Raw genomic sequence first — 18,995 nt, forward strand, 5'->3', positions numbered from 1 at the left:
TCTCGCCGATTGCCGGCTGGACGAGGATTACGGGGAGAGGCTGGGCGTGGCGGTGTCCGGGGGGCCGGACAGCCTCGCCCTGCTTCTGCTGGCCAATGCCGCGATGCCGGGCCGGGTCGATGCTGCAACGGTCGACCACGGCCTGCGGACCGAATCGCGGGCGGAAGCAGAGTTCGTCGGAGAGGTGTGCGCGCAGATCGGCGTGCCCCACGCGATCCTTTCGGTGGAACTGGCGGCCGGCAACACGCAGGCGATGGCGCGCGCGGCGCGCTACGAGGCACTGGGCCTGCACTTCACGCAGATGGGGGTGGCCACATTCGCCACGGCGCATCACGCCGACGACCAGGCGGAAACGCTGCTGATGCGGCTCAACCGGGGGAGCGGCCTGTCGGGGCTGGCAGGCGTGCGGCCTTCCTCGATCTTCTTTCCCGCCGGAGTGGTCGCCGAAATGCTCCTGATCCGGCCCCTGCTGGGATGGCGGCGAGAGGAACTTGCCGCGATCGTGGCCGAGGCAGGCATCGAACCGGTGAAAGATCCCTCCAACACCGACGACGCGTACGAGCGCGCGCGGATACGCAAGGCGAGTGCCGATCTCGACTGGCTCGATCCGTCCGCCATGGCGCGCTCCGCCCGGTATCTGGCAGAAGCGGAAGTGGCGGTGGAGCATATCGTCCAGCAGACGGCCCGAAGCTGCTGTATCTGGCGCGACGGGGGATGTGCTTTCACGTGGGGGCATCCACGCCTGATCGAAATCGGCGTGGTCGAACTCATTCTGGAAGGGCTCGGCGCGTCCGATCTTCGCAAATCGGACATCGCCCGGATGATCGACCGGTTGCGTTCGGGGGAGAATGCCTCGCTCGGCGGTGTGCTCGCCCGGCGGCGGATGTACCCCACCGCGGAGCGGACGACCACCGACGTGATGTGGTTCGAACCCGAGCCGCCGCGATCCGCCGGGGCGTGAGGCCTAGGTGATCGGTTCGCCCAGCTTGAGCGTTTCCCCGCGGGTGATGATCACCTTGTCGCCCTTCTTCGCCACGGCGAACACCTTGGCCGCGAATTCGTTGGGCAGCCCGATGCAGCCGTGGCTGGCATAGCCGTTTTCTACCTGCGAACCGTGCAGCGCCACGCCATCATTGGTGAGGAACATCGAATAGGGCATGGGTGCGTTGTTGTACTTCTCCGACACGTTGTGCCGCATCTTGTAGCGGATCGGGAACGTGCCGAGCGGGGTAGGGTGTTCCTGCGTGCCGAGCAGTACAGCCGCCGCGCCGATCTCGTACCCGCCGCGGAAAACCGAGATGACACGCGCATCGAGATCGACCGTCATCACGATCGGGCCGGGCGGCACTCCGTCCGTATCCCAATGCCACTCGCCGTAACGGATCGGGCCGGTAATCGGCAGGACGCGCTTGACCACCATGGGCTCTGCCCGCGCCGGGGTCCGGCGCGAGACGGTGCGCGACGACTGGTCGCGCGCATCGTAGATGGTCTCGCCTTCGCGCACTGCGCTGGCGGGGGCCGTTTCGGAGGTGCCGGGCGCGGTGGCTTCGTCCGCCTCGATCGTCTCGTCGGTCAGCGCGGTGTCGGCTTCCGCTTCGGAATCAAGCGCTTCTGCGCCGTCCTGCGTACCGGTGCCATTGCCAAACTTGGAGGGATCGACCGGAATCGCGTCTTCCAGGTCCGGCGCCGCAGCCACGCTGTGCGTTTCGGCGCCGGTATCGAGGAAACGCGCGCCGATGGATGCGCCGCCGAACAGCAGCACGGTCGCCAGTGTGGCGCCACCGATCCAGATGAGGGCTTTGCTCATATCAATGCCTTCTTGCCTCGCGCGCGCGGGAAATCCTAGCGTACGTGGCCTTCGCGTCTCGTCACGAGACGGTATAGCGGGCAAAGGTTAACGGCGGAGAAGGCCGCCTAGTCCCGCCATACCTCCACGGTCTTCTCGCACAGATCGACCATGCCGAAGCTGGTCAGGAAGCTGACATCGGCCGCGTCCCGGCCCACGCCGATCTTCACGATTTCGTCCGCGCGGGCCATGCCGGTCGCATCGACCAGCTGCCAGGTTCCGCCGTCCTCACTCTCGGGATCGTGCAGGAAGACTTCGGCCACAGCGTGAAAATCCTGCGGGTTTACGTCGGGCCCGTAGCAGGCGACGTAGCGCGCCGGGATCGTGCTGGCACGCGCAAGCGAGATGACCACGTGGGCGAAATCCCGACAGATGCCGCGCCGCTCCACGAAACTGTCGAGCGCGGTGGTGTGCGCATCCGAACTGCCGGGCGCGTAGGCAAACCGGTCCGACACCCACTCGCGGATCGCCTCGACACGCTCTCCGCCAGAGGTCCCGCCGAACTGCGCCTCGACAAAGCTCTGGAACCTGTCTGCCGGGCAGAAGGCGGAATCGAAAAGGTATTGCACCGGGGCTGCAGGCATCCGGTGCGGATCGAGCTGCTGCAGCGATGGCAGGTCGACAAGCTGTCGCTGGATCTCGACCCGCGCATCGTGTCGCACCTCGAAGCGTCCGTCGGCACGCACCCAGACACGCTCCCCAATGTCCTCCTGCGCCGGAATGCGGATGCACTGCGCGGCCTCGGTCATTTGCGTATTGCAGGAGAGCAGCTTCTGCTCGGGAATGTCTGCCGCTTCGAACTGAAGCATGGCATCGATTGGCGCTTCGGTGGTGAAGGCGAAGCTCGATCGGATGGAAATGGTCATACCCGGTAACGCGCCGCGAGCATCAAGTGCCGAGTTTTCTCAAACTTTTTCGCTCGGCACGCCGAACAGGTCGTGCTCGTCGGCGTCTTCCACCATCACCTCCACGATATCTCCGGACGCCAGGCTGGCGGAGACATTGCGCAGGAACACGTTGCCATCGATCTCGGGCGCGTCGGCCTGGCTTCGCCCGGTGGCGCCGATATCGCCATCTTCATCGGGTTCGCCGACCTCGTCGATGATGACGGGGAGGGTGCGCCCGATCTTGGCCTGAAGCTTGGCCGCGCTGATCCGCGCGGTTACTTCCATGATCCGGGCGTAGCGTTCTTCCTTCACAGCTTCGGGCACCGGATCGGGCAGGGCATTGGCTGCCGCGCCCTCGACCGGTTCGAAGCGGAAGGCGCCCACACGGTCCAGCTGCGCTTCTTCCAGCCAGTCGAGCAGGTACTGGAAATCCTCTTCCGTCTCGCCGGGGAAGCCGACCACGAAGCTGCTTCGCACTGCAATCTCGGGGCAGATCTCGCGCCAGCTTTTCAGGCGTTCGAGTACCTTGGCCTCGTTCGCGGGGCGCTTCATGCGCTTCAGAACCGATGGCGCGGCATGCTGGAACGGAATGTCGAGATAGGGCGTCAGCAGCCCTTCGGCCATCAGCGGGATGACCTGATCGACGTGCGGGTAGGGATAAACGTAGTGCAGCCGCACCCACGGCGGCGTGCCCTGATCGGTCCGTAGCTGGCCCAACTCGCGCGCCAGATCGGTCATGTGCGCGCGGACTTCTCTGCCCTTCCACTCGCGCGGCTCGTGGCGGGTATCGACGCCATAGGCCGAGGTGTCCTGGCTGATGACCAGCAGTTCCTTCGTGCCCGCCGCGACCAGCTTTTCCGCCTCGCGCAGCACCGCGTCGATCCGTCGGCTGACGAGTTTCCCGCGCAGGGAGGGGATGATGCAGAAGGCGCAGGAGTGATTGCACCCTTCGGAAATCTTGAGATAGCCGTAGTGGCGCGGCGTCAGCTTGATATCCGCCAGATCGGGCTGGGGGATCAGGTCGATATACGGCCCCTGGCTTGGCGGCGCGTGCTCGTGCACGGCTTCCACCACTTGCTCGTACTGATGCGCGCCGGTCACTGCGAGCACCTGAGGGTGCGCGGCACGGATCGCATCGGCTTCGTCGCCCATGCAGCCGGTCACGATCACGCGGCCGTTTTCGGCAATCGCCTCGCCGATCGCCTGCAGGCTCTCCTCCTTGGCGGAATCGAGAAAGCCGCAGGTGTTGACCAGCACGATGTCCGCACCGGCATAGTCGGGGCTCATCGTATAGCCGTCGGCGCGCAGGCGCGTGAGGATGCGCTCGGAATCGACGAGCGCCTTGGGGCAGCCGAGGCTGACCATGCCGACCTTCTTGGGGTCGGGAATAGTGGTGGTGGTTGCTGTCATGATTGGTCGCGCCCTCTACACCCATGCGCCGCTTTGCGCTAGGCGGCGCGTCGCGTTGCAATTAGGAGCCGCCGCGATGGGCCAGATAGACCTTCTGAGAGTTATCCTTGGCGCAGGCGCCTTCTTTCTGGTCGGCATGGTCTGGTATGGCGTGCTGTTCGGCAAGATATGGAAACGCGCCATCGGGCGTAGCGAAGACGAGGATTTCAGCGGCGACCGGCCGATCTGGCTTGTCTTCGGACTTACCTTCGCCTTTGCGCTGCTGATTTCGCTGACGCTGGCGCACCAGTTCGCCATGTCGAGCCCGTCGGTGCGCGCGATGATGATGATCTCGGTCGGCTACGGGCTGATGCTGATGGTGCCCGCCATCGGCATCCGCTACCTCTATCTGAACGCCCCGTGGCAGGTCTTTGCCATCGACGCCGGGTTCTTCGTTACCGCGATGGCGGCGATGGGCGGGGTCTTCGTGCTGCTCTAGCGGCGCGCTTCCTGCTGCTTGGCGCGTCCGTTTCCGCTGCCGTCGCCCAGATCCTCGCCCTCGATCGTGGGCACGATCTCGACCACGATGTCACCCGCCTGCAGGTTCTGGCATTCTTCCTCCCAGAAACCCAGTGCCTCGCCATTGCGATAAATCCTGAGGCCGCGTCCGCCGGTGCGCAGATCGGAGATCGCGCAGCCGCATTCCTCCGCCGTGACCGGGCGTTCGACCAGCTGGACCCGACCGGAGATGGAGGCAAGGTCGGCCAGGTAGTCGGCGATGTGCGCACCCTTCACGCTCCCCGCCAGCAGCAGGCCGGTAAAGTGGACCGGATTGATGACATTGTTGGCCCCGGCCTGACGCGCGATGCTCTCGTTATCGAGAGCGCGCACGACCACGCTGATCGGCACGGCAGGCGCGAGCGCACGCACGGTGAGCACGATCAGGATGGAGGTATCGTCGCGTCCTGCGGAGACGAGCACGCTTTGCGCACGGTCGATCCGCACGGCTTTCAGCGTTTCGTCGCGCGTGGCATCGGCCGCCATGATATTGCAGCCCAGCGCCTCCGCTTCCGCCAGCCGTTCCTCGCTCGGGTCGATCACGACGATGCAGTGCGGATCGGTGCCGCGCTCGATCAGTTCGTTGACCGATTCGGAGCCCGACACGCCGTAGCCCAGCACGACCACGTGGTCGGACAATTGCTCCTGGATGCGGTTCATGCGGAATTTCTCCCAGCTGCGCTGAATGAGGAAGTTGTAGGCCGTGCCGACGAAAATGAAGAGGACGGCGAAGCGGACCGGCGTCACGATCACGGCTTCCACCAGCCTGGCGCGATCGGTGATCGGTGCGATGTCCCCGAAACCGGTCGTCGTGATCGAGATCATGGTGAAGTAGACGACGTCGAGGAAGCTGACCTCCCCGTCCAGATTGTCGACCAGCCCTTCGCGATCCCACCAGTGGATCATGATGACGAGGAAGATCAGGCCCAGCGCCAGACCCAGCCGGATGGAAAGGTCTCCCCACACCGGCACCTTCAGTGCGCGGCGCAGCGGCTGGAACTTCGGCCCGCGCACATCGCGCGTGCTCATGCCCGTGCGGACCTTTTCGATTTGCTGCTTGTCGCGGCTCATGAGGGGAAACTGCTCATCGGAACAGTTCGATTAGCGACGCACCGGGGGCGCCGCAACAATAGGAGTTCGGACCGTGCAATAGGCGAGCTGGTTCAGCCGAAGCGTTCGCCCAGTTCGCCGAGCGAGGAATGATGGGTGAGATCGAGCTGCAGCGGCGTGACCGAGACGCAGGCATCGCCGATCGCCTCAAGATCCGTGCCGTGGTCCAGCGTATGTTCGATAGCCTGCAGGCCGAACCAGAAATACTGGAAGCCGCGCGGGTCTCTCCCCTCGACGACCGTGCCGCGCGAATAATCGTGGAAGCCCTGGCGCACTGCGCGAATGCCCCTGATCTCATCGGCGGGCAGGGCGGGGAAGTTGACATTGACCAGCGTGCGTTTGGGCAGCGGCGTGTCGAGTAGCGGGCCGAGCACTTTCGGCCCCCAGGCGCGCGCGGCCTCGAAGGTATCGTTGGTCGCCGCGCCGTCCTTGTTCGTGACCTGGCTGAGCGCAATCGAGCGGACACCGGCCAGCGCGCCCTCGATGGCGGCGGAGACGGTGCCCGAATAGGTGATGTCGTCGCCCAGGTTCGCCCCGCGATTTACGCCGGAGAGGATGACGTCCGGTTCTCCGTCCATCACCTTGCGCAGCCCCATGGTTACGCTGTCGGTCGGCGTTCCCGTGACGGAGAAGCGCCGCTCACCATGCCGGCGCAGGCGCACGGGGCGGGTGAGGGTGAGGGCGTGGCCCATGCCCGACTGTTCCTCGTCCGGCGCGCAGATCCAGATATCGTCGGAGAAGTGGCGCGCGATCTCTTCCAGCACTTCGAGGCCGGGGGCGTGGATGCCATCGTCGTTGGTGAGGAGGATTTTCATTCGGGTCCGCTTTCTCCAATTCGTCATGCTGAACTCGTTTCAGCATCCAGTCCTGCGTCACCTGCAACCATCCGCGTCGGGGAGGGCTGGACCCTGAAACAAGTTCAGGGTGACGGATAAATCACTCGGGGCTCAGCTTCGTCAGTCCGCCCATGTAAGGCCGGAGCGCCTCGGGTACATCGACGCTGCCGTCTTCGTTCTGATAGTTCTCCAGCACCGCCACCAGCGTGCGGCCGACCGCAAGGCCCGATCCGTTCAGCGTGTGGACGAACTCGGTCTTCTTGTCGCCGCTTTCCGGGCGATAGCGCGCACTCATCCGGCGTGCCTGGAAATCGCCCACGTTGGAGCAGCTGGAAATCTCGCGGTAAGCGCCCTGGCCGGGCAGCCACACTTCAAGATCGTAGGTCTTGCGCGCGCCGAAGCCCATGTCGCCGGTGCACAGCAGCATCTTGCGATAGGGCAGGCCGAGCGCCTGCAACACGCCTTCGGCGCATTGCGTCATCCGCTCATGCTCGGCCTCGCTATCCTCGGGCGCCACGATGCTGACCAGTTCGACCTTTTCGAACTGGTGCTGGCGGATGAAACCGCGCGTATCCTTGCCCGCCGCGCCCGCTTCGGAGCGGAAGCACTGGGTCAGCGCAGTCATGCGCAGCGGCAGGAACTGTTCCTCCACGATCTTGCCACGCACCGCGTTGGTCAGGCTGACCTCGGCGGTCGGGATCAGCCAGCGGCCGTCGGTGGTGTGGAACAGGTCGTCCGCGAACTTGGGCAACTGCCCGGTGCCGAACACCGCATCGTCGCGCACCAGTAGCGGCGGATTGCATTCGAGATAGCCGTTCTCGGTCGTCTGCCGGTCGAGCATGAACTGGCCGAGTGCACGGTGCAGCCGCGCCATGCCGCCGCGCAGGAAGGTGAAGCGCGCGCCCGCGATATCCGCGCCGATCTCGAAATCGAGACCCAGCATCGGCCCGATATCGGCATGTTCGCGCGGCTCGAAATCGAAGTCGCGTTTCTCGCCCCAGGTCGAAAGCTCGACATTCTCGTCTTCGCCCGCCCCATCGGGCACATCCTCGGCCGGGATATTGGGAATGCCTGCCAGCAGTTCGTCCAGCTCGCCGCCGATTACACGCGCCTGCTCTTCGAGCTGGGGCAGGGTGGTCGCCTTGAGGTCGCTCACCTCGGCCTTCAGCCGGTCGGCTTCTTCCGTGTCGCCCTTGGCCATCGCCTGCCCGATCGCTTTCGAGGCGGCGTTGCGGCGGTTCTGCGCCTCCTGGAGCTGGGTCAGCACCGCACGCCGGCGGCTGTCCAGATCCAGTATCCTGGCGGAGACGGGTTCTGCCCCCCGGCGGGCGAGTCCCGCATCGAAGGCTTCGGGCTGGCTGCGGATGGTGGCGATATCGTGCATGCGTGCGCCTATGGCGAGCGTGCGTTTGCTTGGCCAGTATCAAGTTTCGGTTGGGCGAGGGATTGTGCATCCGCGCGATGGCCCGATGGGCACAAAGGCCGCAATGGATCGTTCGTTGCGATCAGGGAAGTGGCGAAGAGGCGAGATGCAGGTTCAGCAGGAAACGATCCAGGCCCCCCCTCGGCGCACGCCATTCATCGACGTATTGAACCGGGCCATTGGCCTGGGCCAGAAGGTTGGAGCGGTGGCGAATCCTCGGCTGGAAAAGGCCGCCCTGATGGATGCTGCGGCAGTGCGAACCGGTCTGTCCGACTTCGGTGACCCCTGGTTCGAACAGCCGTTTTCCGTTCTTCTCGACTCACTGCGCGAGGAGGCGCACCTCAATACTGCGGGCGAACTCGCCGCGCGGCTGCAGTTCGGCAAGGTGCTGCGCGACCGGTTGACCGCGATGGAATGGTTCAGGCGCCACCCCGAGATACTCGAACGCCGGATCATGCGCCCGGTGGTGATCGTGGGCCCGATGCGTTCGGGCACGACCCGGCTTCACCGTTTGCTGGCAAGCGATCATCGCTTCAGCCACATGCGCAGTTTCGAGACCATCTCGCCCGTTCCGCGCCTCGATTTCGAAGAGGTTCTGGCTGGCCGAAAACGCGATTTCCGCCCGACGCTGGCCAAACGTGTGATGCGTGTCGCGCGGCTGGCCAATCCGCGCACGCTTTCCATCCACCCGACCGGCCCTTTCGAAGCGGAAGAGGAACTCGGCCTGCTGGTGAACTCGATGTACGGGATGAAGCACGAGGCGCAGTGGCGCGTGCCCACCTATGGCCGCTGGTGCGAGCGGATCGATGCGACCCCCGCCTATCGCCACCTCGCCGATCTGCTGCGGCTTGTCGGCTGGTCGCAGCAGGCGAGCGAGCTCAAGCCGTGGGTCCTCAAGACGCCTCAGCATGCGCTGGACCTGCCCGCGCTGCTCAACGTCTTTCCCGATGCGCGCATCATCTATACGCACCGCGATCCCAGGAAGGTCGTCGGCAGTGCGGCTTCGCTGGCCTGGAACCAGACCGCGATCCATTCCGATGACGTCACGCCTCACGATGTAGGGCAGGAATGGCTGCGCAAGAGCGCGCTTCAGCTGGAACGGATGACGGCAGCGCGCGCGCTGGTGCCGGCCGAACGGCGGATCGATGTCGGGTTCGACGAGATGGACCGGGACTGGGAAGGCACGATGCGCCGCATTTACGGCTTCCTCGATCTCGATCTTGCGCCTGCCCTGCCGGCGATGCGGCACTACCAGGATCGTGCGTGCCGGGTGGCTCGCGAGCCGCATTCTTACAGTCTGTCACAATTCGGCCTGTCGGAGAGCGAGGTCCGCGCTCGCTTCGCCGCATATACGGCTCGTTTCGACGTTGCCGAGGGCGATTTGGGCGTTTCGTCCGTCGCTGGCCGCGTTTCCTCTATTGCCGCGCGCTGACCGTCCGCGACTCCGCAGGCTTTCTTCGATTTCGTTAACAAGACGAACCTGTCAGCCGCCGTTCAGGCTCGGCTGCAGGCACGCAAATGGCATAATATTGCCACAGGGTTCGCGTTGCTTTGCGCTTGTAACCCAGCCGTCACAGCGCGGCCCCGAAAGTGTCACCGGCCATCCCTAGCTCCCCTTCTGCGATCACAATTCGCGCCCGTATGTTCGATTCTTCGGTTTTTGAGGGGACCGCTCGCTGTGAAAAATCTTCAACGCACGCTCATTATCGGCTGCAGCGCACTGGCACTTGCCGGCTGCGGAGCAGACGAAATCGTTTCGCCCGGTACGGGCGGTAACGTCACCATCAACAACCCCGCGCCGCCGCCTCCGCCGCCGCCGCCCCCGCCGACGACCGCGCTGATCACCCCGGCTCCCAACTGCCCGACCATCGCGGGTGGCACGATCCAGGATCTCGCCACGATCTCCGGCCCGACCGGCGAATATCGTCGCTGCCGCCTGCCCACGGACATCACTGCTTCGTCCACCCTGCCCAACGTGGCGGGCCTGGTTTACGAACTGAACGGCCAGACCAACGTCGGTGTCGACCAGGGTTTCAGCAGCACCAACACCGAAGTCGTTCTCGAAATCGAACCTGGCGTGATCGTGATCGCCGACGGTAGCGACTTCCTGAACATCAACCGCGGCAACCAGCTGGAAGCGGTCGGCACGCAGACCAGCCCGATCATCTTCACCAGCCGCCAGAACCTGCAGGGCCAGGTGAACATCGATTCGTCGAGCCAGTGGGGCGGCGTGATCCTTTCGGGTCGTGCTCCGGTGGCGCAGGGCTGTGCCCGCGGCGGGCCGAACGGCAATGATTGTCAGCGTGCCGTGGAAGGTGCGCCGAACGAAATCCTTTACGGTGGTTCGAACTCGGCCGACAACTCGGGCACGATCAGCTACGTGCAGATCCGCTTCTCGGGCGTCGCGCTGGCGCCGGACGCCGAGCTCCAGTCGCTCACCACGGGTGGCGTCGGTTCGGGCACCACGATCAACAACGTCATGAGCTTCAACAGTTCGGACGACGGCGCCGAATTCTTCGGCGGTACGGTCAACGTGCGCCGCTTCATCGCGGTCGGTGCGGAAGACGACTCGCTCGATACCGACAACGGCGTGAAGGGCACCTTCGACGAGGTCCTCGTCGTTCAGCGTAGCACCATCGCCGATACCGTGATCGAGCAGGATTCCTCGGCCGGTGCGTCTGCCAAGAACGACACGCCGCGTACCAACGTGCGGATCAACAACGCCACGCTTATCTCCAACTCGACCGGCGGCGATGGCCTGATCCGTCTGCGCTCCGGTGCGTCGGACTTCGGCCTTTACAACTCGCTGCTCGTCGATCTGCGCACCAACGCGCCGGCGGACTGGGGTTGCCTGAAGGTCGACGACAACGAAACGATCAACCAGGCGGCGAACCCCGCCATCGACGAAGCTGGCCCGTTCGAGTTCCAGTCGGTCGCCTTCGATTGCCCGACCAACTTCTTCGACACCAGCCGCCGGGCTGCCACCGAAGCGCAGGTCGATGCAGGCGCCGGCAACGACAAGGCCTACACCAACACGCTGCAGCGCCTGACCGGTGTCACCACCGGCGCGGCCTTCATCAACGGTGCGAACGAAAACAGCTACCTGCCGATTTTCGACGTGAGCGCGGTGTCCGCGTTCTACGCGAACTCGACCCGCGGCTACATCGGCGCGGTGCCGAGCGAAGCGGCCAACTGGGCCGAAGGCTGGACCTGTAACTCGGCCGTAGTGACGCTGGGTCTGAACAACACCGGCAGCTGCCTGTCGATGCCGACGAGCTGATCGGAGTGAATGACCGGGGGTGTCCGGCGGTCAGCGCCGGGCACCTCCGTTTCGCTGTTTTTAGAGACGCGTCGGCGCGCCGCGCCGTACGTGCCCAGTTTTACAGACCTTAAGCATGAGGGGGTCTCATACCATGTCCACCGGTAAGCAGTTGGCAGGGCTGCTCTTGCTCTCCACCGCGCTCACCTATCCGGGTGTCGCTTTCGCACAAGATACAGGCAACGCAGCCGCTCAGCCGGCCACGGAAACGCCTGTCGAAGAGCCGATCAATCCCGATGACGTGGTGCAGGACGACACCGCTCAGGAAGAGGTCGACATCTCCGTTCCCGGTGGCAACATCATCACCGTAACCGGCGTGCGCGGCCCGCGCGACGTAACGCGCAGCTCGGCCCAGGTGGTCTCCGTGCTGAGCAGCGAAGATATCGCGCGTACCGGCGAAGGCGATATTGCCGGCGCGCTGAGCCGTGTGACCGGCCTTTCCAACAATGGCGACGGGCGCGTGTTCGTGCGCGGCCTTGGCGATCGCTATTCGCTGGCCCTGCTCAACGGTCTGCCGCTGCCTTCGCCCGAGCCGCTGAGCCGTGTGGTTCCGCTCGACATCTTCCCGACGGACATCATTGCCTCATCGCTTGTCCAGAAGAGCTATTCGGCGAACTTCCCCGGTGAATTCGGTGGCGGTGTCATCAATCTCACCACCGAGGCCATTCCCGACGAAAGCTTCTTCGAAATCAGCCTCGGCATCAGTGGAGATACCGAAACCACGTTCGAAAACGGCCTGCTCTACTACGGCAGCGATTACGACTGGTTCGGTTTCGACACCGGGCGCCGCGATCCGGTTGGCGCGCTCGACAATTTTCTCAATGGTTCGACCGCGCTCGAGGATCTGACGCTGGCGGAACGCCAGGCCATTGCCAGCTCGATCACCAAGCCCAACCTCATGGTGGTGCAGAAGGCCGACAAGCTGCGGCCCAACTTCTCCGGCGGTTTCACCGCAGGCACCAGCTTCTTCGTTGGCGGCGATGCCGAACTGGGCATCATCGCGACCGCGAACCTCAGCAACTCGCTGCGCAATCGCAACGTGACCGCGCAGCGGCCGATCGGCTCGCTGCCGGTTGCCGTGGCGAGCGATGGCGAGCGCTTCGTGACCGACAACCGCGTTCTCCTGAACGGCCTGCTGGGCTTCGGCCTGGAATTCGGCGAGCAGAAGATCCGCTGGACCAACGTCTATATCCGCGACGTGCTCAAGCAGGCTTCGCTCTCGCGTACCGAAGTGTTCGACGCGTCCGCTTTCGAGGACCGGACGGAGATCGGCCAGACGACCGCGTGGTTCGAGCGGCAGCTGATCGATACGCAGCTGGTGGGTGAATTCCGCCTGGGCGATATCGGCCTGGATGTTCGCGCAGGCTACGCTCAGACGGATCGTGAAAGCCCGTACGAGTTCAACTTCGAATACACGCGCACCAATGATGCGCCGTCCAATCCCTTTGGCGACATCCTGATCAACCCGCTGAACCGCGCGCGCGGCGATGCGGCCGAAGTCACCTTCTCGGACCTGACGGAAAAGCTGTACTACGGCGGCGTCGACCTGACGGTGCCCGTGGTGCTGGATGTCTTCTCGGTCACGGTTGGCGGCGCGATTTCGGATACTGATCGCTTCTCCACCCGGCGCGCGTTCTTCTACTCGGCACCGTCCAACTTCCCGCTCGGCATTGCGACCCTGCGGCCGGACCTGCTGCTTTCGCCCACGGTTATCGAGGCGTCGAACATTCCGGGCTTCGCATCGCCCGGCGTCGCATCCCCCATCAATCTGATCGAACCCGATCGCGTGCCTGCGTTCGATGCCGATCTGGAAGTCTACGCGGGGTACCTCAAGGGTGTGCTCACGCCCGCATACGGGCTGACCATCGACCTTGGCGTGCGTTACGAGGACGCAACCCAGACCGTCGCCGCGCGCGAAATCTTCGACAACCAGGTGAATATCGGGGCCGCGACCAATCTGGAAAACGACTACTGGCTGCCCGCCGGTACGATCACCTATCAGTTCGACAATGGCCTGCAGCTTCGTGCCAGCGCATCGAAGACGATTGCGCGTCCGCAGTTCCGCGAACTGCTGTTCCAGCGCTTCACCGATCCCGACAGCCTGCGCACCTTCGTGGGCAACCCGTCGCTGCAGGACAGCGAGCTGTTCAACGCAGAAGCGCGCGCCGAGTATTATTTCGGCCAGCGCAGCCGCGTGTCGCTCGGCGGGTTCTACAAGTCGATCGACAATCCGATCGAGCCGTTCTCTTCCTTCACCGAGAACGAGCAGACGACCCGTTTCGCCAACGCCCCCAAGGCCGAGGTTTACGGCGGGGAGTTCGAGTTCGTGTGGAACTACGACCTGTATGACTGGGGCGGCTTCTTCGAAAGCAAGCGGGCGATCGTCATCGCGAACTACACCTACACCCAGTCCCAGCTGATCGTGGGGCCGGACGATCAGTCGCTGATCTTCGTGTCCAATGTCGGCGGCGTTCCCAGCGACTCCGATACGCTGTTCCGCGACGGCGCGCCGCTTTCGGGGCAGTCGGACCACCTGCTCAACCTGCAGCTCGGCATCGAGGACGTCGATCGGCTGAGCCAGGCCACGCTGCTGCTCTCCTACGCCAGCGACCGCGTGGTGAGCCGCAACAGCCAGGGTTCGCAGCTGCCGGACATCATCCAGCGTCCGGGCGCCCGGCTCGATCTGGTGATCCGCCAGGGCCTGGATGTGATCGGCATGCCGCTGGAACTGAAGTTCGAAGCGCGCAACCTGACCGGCACGGACAACCAGGAGTTCATCGACGACGGCACGACCCGGATCGACACGAACAGCTACGATATCGGCCAGTCCTTCTCGCTGTCTCTGACGGCCGAGTTCTAGAACCGGCTGCGCCCTTCGCGGCGCCGGAACGAGGGCCTGCGGCACGGCGCCGCGGGCCCTTTTTCGTGGTCGCGCAATGGCCGGGCAGGGCGGGAACACCATGACGCGTTCTCTGCGTCGCGCAGCGCGCCTTCAGCCGATGTCAGGCTTCGAGATCGAAGACGTAGCCCTGCGCGCGCACGGTGCGGATCGGATCGGGCGCGCCCACCGCGCGCAGGGCGCGGCGCAGGCGGCCGATCCACACATCGACCGTGCGTTCGTCTATCGGCGGGTCGAGCTTGCCCAGCCCCGCGATGATCTTGCGCCGGGAGCTGATCTGCCCGCGTTCGGAAACGAGATACCGGAGCAGGCGAAACTCGTTCGGGCTGAGCGTCAGCGCCATGCCGTTCCAGCGGGCTTGCTGTGCCGCCGGGAGGATTTCCAGCAGGCCGTATCTCTCGCGTTCGGGCAGCCGCCGGATTCCACGCTGCGATTGCAGCTTCAGGATCCGGTCGAGCACCGAGTTGCGGTCCACCGGGCCGAGGACATAGTCATCCGCGCCTGCCTGGATGGCGCGGCGCCGGTCCTCGTCGCTGTCACGTTCGAGGATGATGGTGATATGCGCATCGCCCAGCCTGTCGTCGGCCCGCAGGCGGCGGATCATCTCGAGGCCCGAGATATCGGGCATGATCCAGTCCACGAAGATCCATGTCGGCCCGTCGACCAGGTCCTCAGGTCCGTCGGGGCCAATGGTCTGGAAGTCCAGCAGCCGATCTTCGCCCCCGCCGGGGGTGCCCCCTTCGAGGGGGCCGGTCAGCAGGATATTCACCTTGCGCATGGCGGTTGCGAGCCTCGTTGTCGCGCGCAGAGGTGCCGTGCGTGTGTGACTGGTTTGTGACGCTGCTGCGTGGCGCGGCACGTTTAAACGCCTTGGACCCTCGGGGTTGGAAACTCCTGGCGCCCGTGAAGCACCATGACGCAGCATGGAGTGCGCGCCTGCCGGCGCCGCAGGCTCGTGGTGCGCTCAGTCCGGCGATCGCAGCCACGCGGCCAGCGTGTTGTCGGCGGCCGCTTCGCCATGGTGGCGCGGGGCGGCGCGGGCCTGGAGATAGCCGCGACCTTTCTCGCCGAGCCAGGCAGGATAGGCCTTCCAGCGGCGAATATCGTCGATCCCGGTGCCCGCGCGCAGGGCCAGCGTGCGGGGATCGGGCACCAGCGCGCGTTTGGCGGCGGCAGCGAGGCCCGTTCCCCGGGCCACCGCCGCCCGGTATCGGCGCTGTTCCCTGCTCGCCATATCCTGTGTCACCAGCAGGGCGGCATGGTCGAGCAGCGCGGGAGGAGGGCGATGGGTGCGCAGCAGGTCCAGCGGCGGCAAGGCGATCTTCGCATGCCGCTCAACCAGGGCCAGGACCAGCGCCGCCGAACGCTCCAACCCCAGCCGCCCGCACCATTCTTCGAACTCGGCCCAGTCGGGCGGCAGGCGCTCGATCAGCCGGGCCATGTCGGCAAGCAGAAGCGGGCCATTGTCGAACAGATGGTGAAGCGTGCCGTGCGCGACCACGCTGAGCATCAGCGGGAGGGGAGCCGATCCCGGTACAGCCCTGTCGCCCACCGCCATCGGCTGCGATGTGGCAATCAGCAGATCGGCGAGCACGCGTGCGCCGTCCCAATCCGGCGGGGCCAAGGTGTGGTGAACCTCGATTGCGAAACCGCCGCTAGGCGCCACCAGCGGCGCGAGATGATGGCGATCCTCCAGCCCGTCGCCCTGCGCCCAGGCCGGGGCCGCGCATCCGATTCCTTCCAGAAGGGCCTGCGCCTCCAGCGCACGGTCTGTCGGCACCAGCAGGTCGAGATCGCGCCGCGGGCGCAGCGCCGGTTCCTGGTAGGCCATCTCGGCCAGCGTCCCGCCCTTCAGTACGACGAAGTCCATGGCGCTCTCTTCCAGCACCGCCGCCATCTGGCGGAGAAACGCCTGCTGTCGCAGATGGGTGAAGCCCCAGCGTCGCCGGTTCGCTCGCCAATCCTCCATCAGTGGCGCGGGAACCGGCCACTCATGCGCCGCCGCATGGTACGCCAGCAGCGGGCGCAGGCGGTGGTCCTTTGCGCAGGTAGCGATCCAGGTCCAGTCGCCGTCTTCCAGTGCGCCCAGCGTTTCGGGTGCAACGCTCGCAGGCGACAAAAGCATTGCGAGAAGGAGATCAATTCGCGCCATCATGTCGATGCCCCTACCAGCGCAGGCCGCAGACTGCCGATGCTTCACGCGCTTGGCGTGCAGGATTGCTATGGTTTTCAGGTCCGTTGCGAACCTTACTGTCGCCAGAAGAAACCGCACGGAATATTTCCAGGAAGAAGCAGTGTTGCGGGCTTCGGATACGCGGCATGGTGAGGTGCCTTACCCGACGGACAACGCGGCGCCCCCATAATCGCCTGCAAAAGAGCTTACAGTCGAAGCGCTGGGACTTCCGGCGATAATCGCTCAGGTCCGATGGTCCGGGTGCGTACCATCGCGAAAGGGGCAATCCGCTACATCTCTCGGGCGCGATGCGGTCTCGGGCGTCAACTTGGGGGGGAGGGGATGGCGCCTCGAGAGCTTGCAATTGATTGTTTTCAGGGGGTGGTTTACCATCCTGTGTCGAAACCGGAGTTCTGCGCCATCGGTCTTCCCAAGCGAGCCCGGGTATCCGCTGACTCGCTAGATGAAGCTCTATTCCTGTGCTGCCTGAGGCTCCTACGCGCTCGTAACCGAGCGATTTAGTGCTCGCCACCATTCGAGAAAACCGGGGTGAGGCGGATGCTGAGAGAAGCGGGACCGCGTGCGCTCGTAGACCTTGGCATGACGGGGGCATGCTGAAGGCTCTCGCTTAATGGTTCGGAAACCGGTGCCCTGTACCAATCCAGAAGGTCTAAAGTTCGGAAATATCATGGAAGATCGTGAAAAAAGGCGGCTGCAGACACTCCACGGCTACCGATTGCTCGACACGCCGCCGGAGCCGGAATTTGACGATATCGTAAGGCGAGCAGCAGAGCGGTTCGATACCCCGATCGCGCTCATGTCGCTGGTCGACGCCGACAGGCAGTGGTTCAAGGCGAAGGTCGGCCTCGATGTCGACGAGACGCCGCGTTCGGTCGCGTTTTGTGCCTATACCATCCAGGGCAGCGATGTGATGGTGGTGGAGGATGCCAGAGAGGACGAGCGTTTCAGTCGCAATCCTCTGGTGCTCGATGATCCATCGATCCGCTTCTACGCGGGCGCTCCGGTTACGGCCGAAGGTGGAGACAAGCTGGGCACGATCTGCATCATCGATCGCAAGCCGAGGCACGATTTCAGCGAGGCGGACAGGGAAGCCCTGGCCAACCTGGCGGCCGAAGTCAGCCGGATGCTGGGATCGACCAAAGAAATGGCCCGCTCCGGCTAGGACATGAGCGGGAGCGCATCCATCCGCGCAGGCAGAGCATCGGGTCCGTTGATTTGGGGCGGGCTGCTGGCCAGGCTTCCGGTGCAAATCCTTGGCCTTGCGCTGGGATATGCCCTGCTCGGCTGGATCGGCCAGCAGCTGGCACCGCCGCCCGGCTTTGCTTCGCTCATCTGGCCGGCAGCCGGTCTCGCCATCGCTGGCATCGCTGCTCTGGGCTACCGTGTCTGGCCGGGGGTGTTTCTGGGCGCGTGGTGCGTCAATGCAATTGCGGCTGGGTCCGTAGAGCTTCAACCCGATGCAACCGTGTTGCTGAATGCCACTCTGATCGCGGCCGGCTCGACCCTGCAGGCCGTTCTGGGGGGGTACTGGATACGGAGCCGCGCGGGTTTCCCGCTCAGGTTGGAGGGGCCCCGGGAACTCGGGCGGCTCCTCTTGTTGGTCGGTCCGCTGACCTGTCTTGTCGGTGCCACCGTCGGAACGGCGACGCTTTTCGTAAGCGGCGTCGTGTCCCAGAGCGACCTGCTGAACTTCTGGGTGCACTGGTGGGGCGGCGACATGGGCGGCGTTTTGATTATCGTCCCGCTTCTGTTCCTCGCGCCCTGGAGCCGTGGCGCTGTCCGCTGGCGAGGCCAAACGCTCTCACCATTCTCGACCCTCGCTTTCATCGCCATTCTGGTGCTGCTGTGCGCGACCTTGGCCGCGTGGCGGCTGAACATGGAGGCGGCTTACGAACGCAGTCAGACGTCCTTCGAATCGCTTGCGGCAGATAGCCGCCAAGCGCTCGACCATCGGTTGCAATCCTATCGCCAGGCCCTCGATGGCGGCGCGGCCCTTTTCGAGGCATCCGATGAGGTTACCCCGGAACAATGGCGCGTCTACACCTCGGTCCTCGACTTCTCGCAGACCCTTCCCGGCATCAGCGGTATCGGTTTCATCGAGCCCGTTCGCGCGGGGGAGGAGCAGGCGTTTCTCGATAGCCTGGCCGCCAGGGGGCGCGATGATCTCGACATCCATCCGCTGACCGATCGCGACGAGAGATTCGTCATCGTGGCGATCGAACCGCAAGCCGACAACGTTGAGGCCATCGGCCTCGACATCGCGTTCGAGAAAAATCGCAGAGCTGCGGCACGCAACGCGCGCGATACCGGCAGGGCAACGATCACGAAGCGTATCCTCCTCGTTCAGGACGAGACGGAAAGCCCCGGATTTCTGCTGCTGCGTCCGCTGTACAGGCCGGGGCTGGCGACAGATACGGTGGAGGAGCGCCGTGCGGCGTTTGAGGGGTGGATATATGCCCCTTTCGTGGGCTCGCGTTTCATGTCCGACCTCACGCCCAGCTAGGGAAAGCTGTTCGACATTGCCGTCTTCGATG

General features: G+C 64.7%; 15 protein-coding genes. 7 read left to right on the plus strand and 8 right to left on the minus strand.

Annotation, left to right across the window (positions count from 1 at the left end):
• Positions 1–46 precede the first annotated feature (46 nt).
• Positions 47–961 (plus strand): tRNA lysidine(34) synthetase TilS, encoded by a 915-nt coding sequence (tilS, locus tag ADAD_RS16040; protein ID WP_010414823.1) that lies wholly within the window; start codon positions 47–49, stop codon positions 959–961.
• Positions 962–964: 3 nt separating this feature from the next.
• Here tilS and ADAD_RS0113610 read toward each other — a convergent pair whose 3' ends face one another.
• From ADAD_RS0113610 to rimO, 3 genes are all read right to left on the minus strand, one after another.
• Positions 965–1,807 (minus strand): L,D-transpeptidase family protein, encoded by an 843-nt coding sequence (locus ADAD_RS0113610; protein WP_010414827.1) that lies wholly within the window; start codon positions 1,805–1,807, stop codon positions 965–967.
• A gap of 107 nt (positions 1,808–1,914) precedes the next feature.
• Positions 1,915–2,712: a transglutaminase-like domain-containing protein gene (locus ADAD_RS0113615; RefSeq protein ID WP_010414828.1), complete on the minus strand. Its 798-nt coding sequence runs from the start codon at positions 2,710–2,712 to the stop codon at positions 1,915–1,917.
• Positions 2,713–2,751: 39 nt separating this feature from the next.
• The gene (gene rimO / locus ADAD_RS0113620; RefSeq protein ID WP_010414831.1) at positions 2,752–4,143 is read right to left on the minus strand and encodes a 30S ribosomal protein S12 methylthiotransferase RimO; all 1,392 of its coding nucleotides are present in this window, start codon (positions 4,141–4,143) and stop codon (positions 2,752–2,754) included.
• A 76-nt stretch (positions 4,144–4,219) separates the two neighbouring features.
• On the opposite strand from rimO, the gene ADAD_RS0113625 reads away from it, so the two are divergent.
• The gene (locus ADAD_RS0113625) at positions 4,220–4,621 is read left to right on the plus strand and encodes a DUF1761 domain-containing protein (protein WP_010414835.1); all 402 of its coding nucleotides are present in this window, start codon (positions 4,220–4,222) and stop codon (positions 4,619–4,621) included.
• Here the strand turns inward: ADAD_RS0113625 and ADAD_RS0113630 are convergent.
• From ADAD_RS0113630 to serS, 3 genes are all read right to left on the minus strand, one after another.
• Entirely contained in the window at positions 4,618–5,751 is a 1,134-nt protein-coding gene (locus ADAD_RS0113630; protein ID WP_010414838.1) for an NAD-binding protein, read from the minus strand. The two genes, ADAD_RS0113625 and ADAD_RS0113630, sit on opposite strands and share 4 nt — an antisense overlap.
• Positions 5,752–5,843: 92 nt before the next feature.
• On the minus strand, positions 5,844–6,605 hold the full coding sequence (gene surE, locus ADAD_RS0113635) for a 5'/3'-nucleotidase SurE (protein WP_010414840.1): 762 nt from the start codon (positions 6,603–6,605) through the stop codon (positions 5,844–5,846).
• 121 nt (positions 6,606–6,726) lie between these two features.
• Positions 6,727–8,010: a serine--tRNA ligase gene (gene serS, locus ADAD_RS0113640; RefSeq protein ID WP_010414842.1), complete on the minus strand. Its 1,284-nt coding sequence runs from the start codon at positions 8,008–8,010 to the stop codon at positions 6,727–6,729.
• Between the two features lie 244 nt (positions 8,011–8,254).
• Between serS and ADAD_RS0113645 the strand changes: the two genes are divergently transcribed.
• The 3 genes from ADAD_RS0113645 to ADAD_RS0113655 all read left to right on the plus strand — a co-directional run bounded on the left by ADAD_RS0113645 (position 8,255) and on the right by ADAD_RS0113655 (position 14,228).
• Entirely contained in the window at positions 8,255–9,481 is a 1,227-nt protein-coding gene (locus ADAD_RS0113645; protein WP_237700831.1) for a sulfotransferase family protein, read from the plus strand.
• 246 nt (positions 9,482–9,727) lie between these two features.
• A complete protein-coding gene (locus ADAD_RS0113650; protein ID WP_010414846.1) occupies positions 9,728–11,329 on the plus strand; it encodes a hypothetical protein in 1,602 nt (533 codons plus the stop codon).
• A 133-nt stretch (positions 11,330–11,462) separates the two neighbouring features.
• Positions 11,463–14,228, plus strand: coding sequence for a TonB-dependent receptor domain-containing protein (locus ADAD_RS0113655; RefSeq protein WP_029140146.1), 2,766 nt, complete (start codon positions 11,463–11,465; stop codon positions 14,226–14,228).
• A gap of 142 nt (positions 14,229–14,370) precedes the next feature.
• Here ADAD_RS0113655 and ADAD_RS0113660 read toward each other — a convergent pair whose 3' ends face one another.
• Positions 14,371–15,045, minus strand: coding sequence for a response regulator transcription factor (locus ADAD_RS0113660; protein ID WP_010414850.1), 675 nt, complete (start codon positions 15,043–15,045; stop codon positions 14,371–14,373).
• A 186-nt stretch (positions 15,046–15,231) separates the two neighbouring features.
• Positions 15,232–16,392, minus strand: coding sequence for a nucleotidyltransferase family protein (locus ADAD_RS0113665; protein ID WP_010414852.1), 1,161 nt, complete (start codon positions 16,390–16,392; stop codon positions 15,232–15,234).
• Positions 16,393–17,128: 736 nt separating this feature from the next.
• On the opposite strand from ADAD_RS0113665, the gene ADAD_RS16045 reads away from it, so the two are divergent.
• Both ADAD_RS16045 and ADAD_RS0113675 read left to right on the plus strand, forming a co-directional pair.
• The gene (locus ADAD_RS16045) at positions 17,129–17,623 is read left to right on the plus strand and encodes a GAF domain-containing protein (RefSeq protein WP_010414854.1); all 495 of its coding nucleotides are present in this window, start codon (positions 17,129–17,131) and stop codon (positions 17,621–17,623) included.
• A 3-nt stretch (positions 17,624–17,626) separates the two neighbouring features.
• Positions 17,627–18,964 carry a CHASE domain-containing protein gene (locus ADAD_RS0113675; RefSeq protein ID WP_083825623.1) on the plus strand — a complete coding sequence of 446 codons (1,338 nt, stop codon included), beginning with the start codon at positions 17,627–17,629 and terminating at the stop codon, positions 18,962–18,964.
• Positions 18,965–18,995: the final 31 nt, after the last annotated feature.

The organism is Citromicrobium sp. JLT1363, assembly GCF_000186705.1.
Classification (GTDB): Bacteria; Pseudomonadota; Alphaproteobacteria; order Sphingomonadales; family Sphingomonadaceae; genus Alteriqipengyuania.

Coding starts and splice junctions, on each gene's coding strand:
- ADAD_RS0113655 (WP_029140146.1), top strand. CDS start 11,463: ATGTCCACCGGTAAGCAGTTGGCAGGGCTGCTCTTGCTCTCCACCGCG.
- ADAD_RS0113625 (WP_010414835.1), top strand. CDS start 4,220: ATGGGCCAGATAGACCTTCTGAGAGTTATCCTTGGCGCAGGCGCCTTC.
- ADAD_RS0113630 (WP_010414838.1), bottom strand. CDS start 5,751: ATGAGCCGCGACAAGCAGCAAATCGAAAAGGTCCGCACGGGCATGAGC.
- serS (WP_010414842.1), bottom strand. CDS start 8,010: ATGCACGATATCGCCACCATCCGCAGCCAGCCCGAAGCCTTCGATGCG.
- ADAD_RS0113675 (WP_083825623.1), top strand. CDS start 17,627: ATGAGCGGGAGCGCATCCATCCGCGCAGGCAGAGCATCGGGTCCGTTG.
- ADAD_RS0113660 (WP_010414850.1), bottom strand. CDS start 15,045: ATGCGCAAGGTGAATATCCTGCTGACCGGCCCCCTCGAAGGGGGCACC.
- rimO (WP_010414831.1), bottom strand. CDS start 4,143: ATGACAGCAACCACCACCACTATTCCCGACCCCAAGAAGGTCGGCATG.
- surE (WP_010414840.1), bottom strand. CDS start 6,605: ATGAAAATCCTCCTCACCAACGACGATGGCATCCACGCCCCCGGCCTC.
- ADAD_RS16045 (WP_010414854.1), top strand. CDS start 17,129: ATGGAAGATCGTGAAAAAAGGCGGCTGCAGACACTCCACGGCTACCGA.
- ADAD_RS0113610 (WP_010414827.1), bottom strand. CDS start 1,807: ATGAGCAAAGCCCTCATCTGGATCGGTGGCGCCACACTGGCGACCGTG.
- ADAD_RS0113665 (WP_010414852.1), bottom strand. CDS start 16,392: ATGCTTTTGTCGCCTGCGAGCGTTGCACCCGAAACGCTGGGCGCACTG.
- ADAD_RS0113615 (WP_010414828.1), bottom strand. CDS start 2,712: ATGACCATTTCCATCCGATCGAGCTTCGCCTTCACCACCGAAGCGCCA.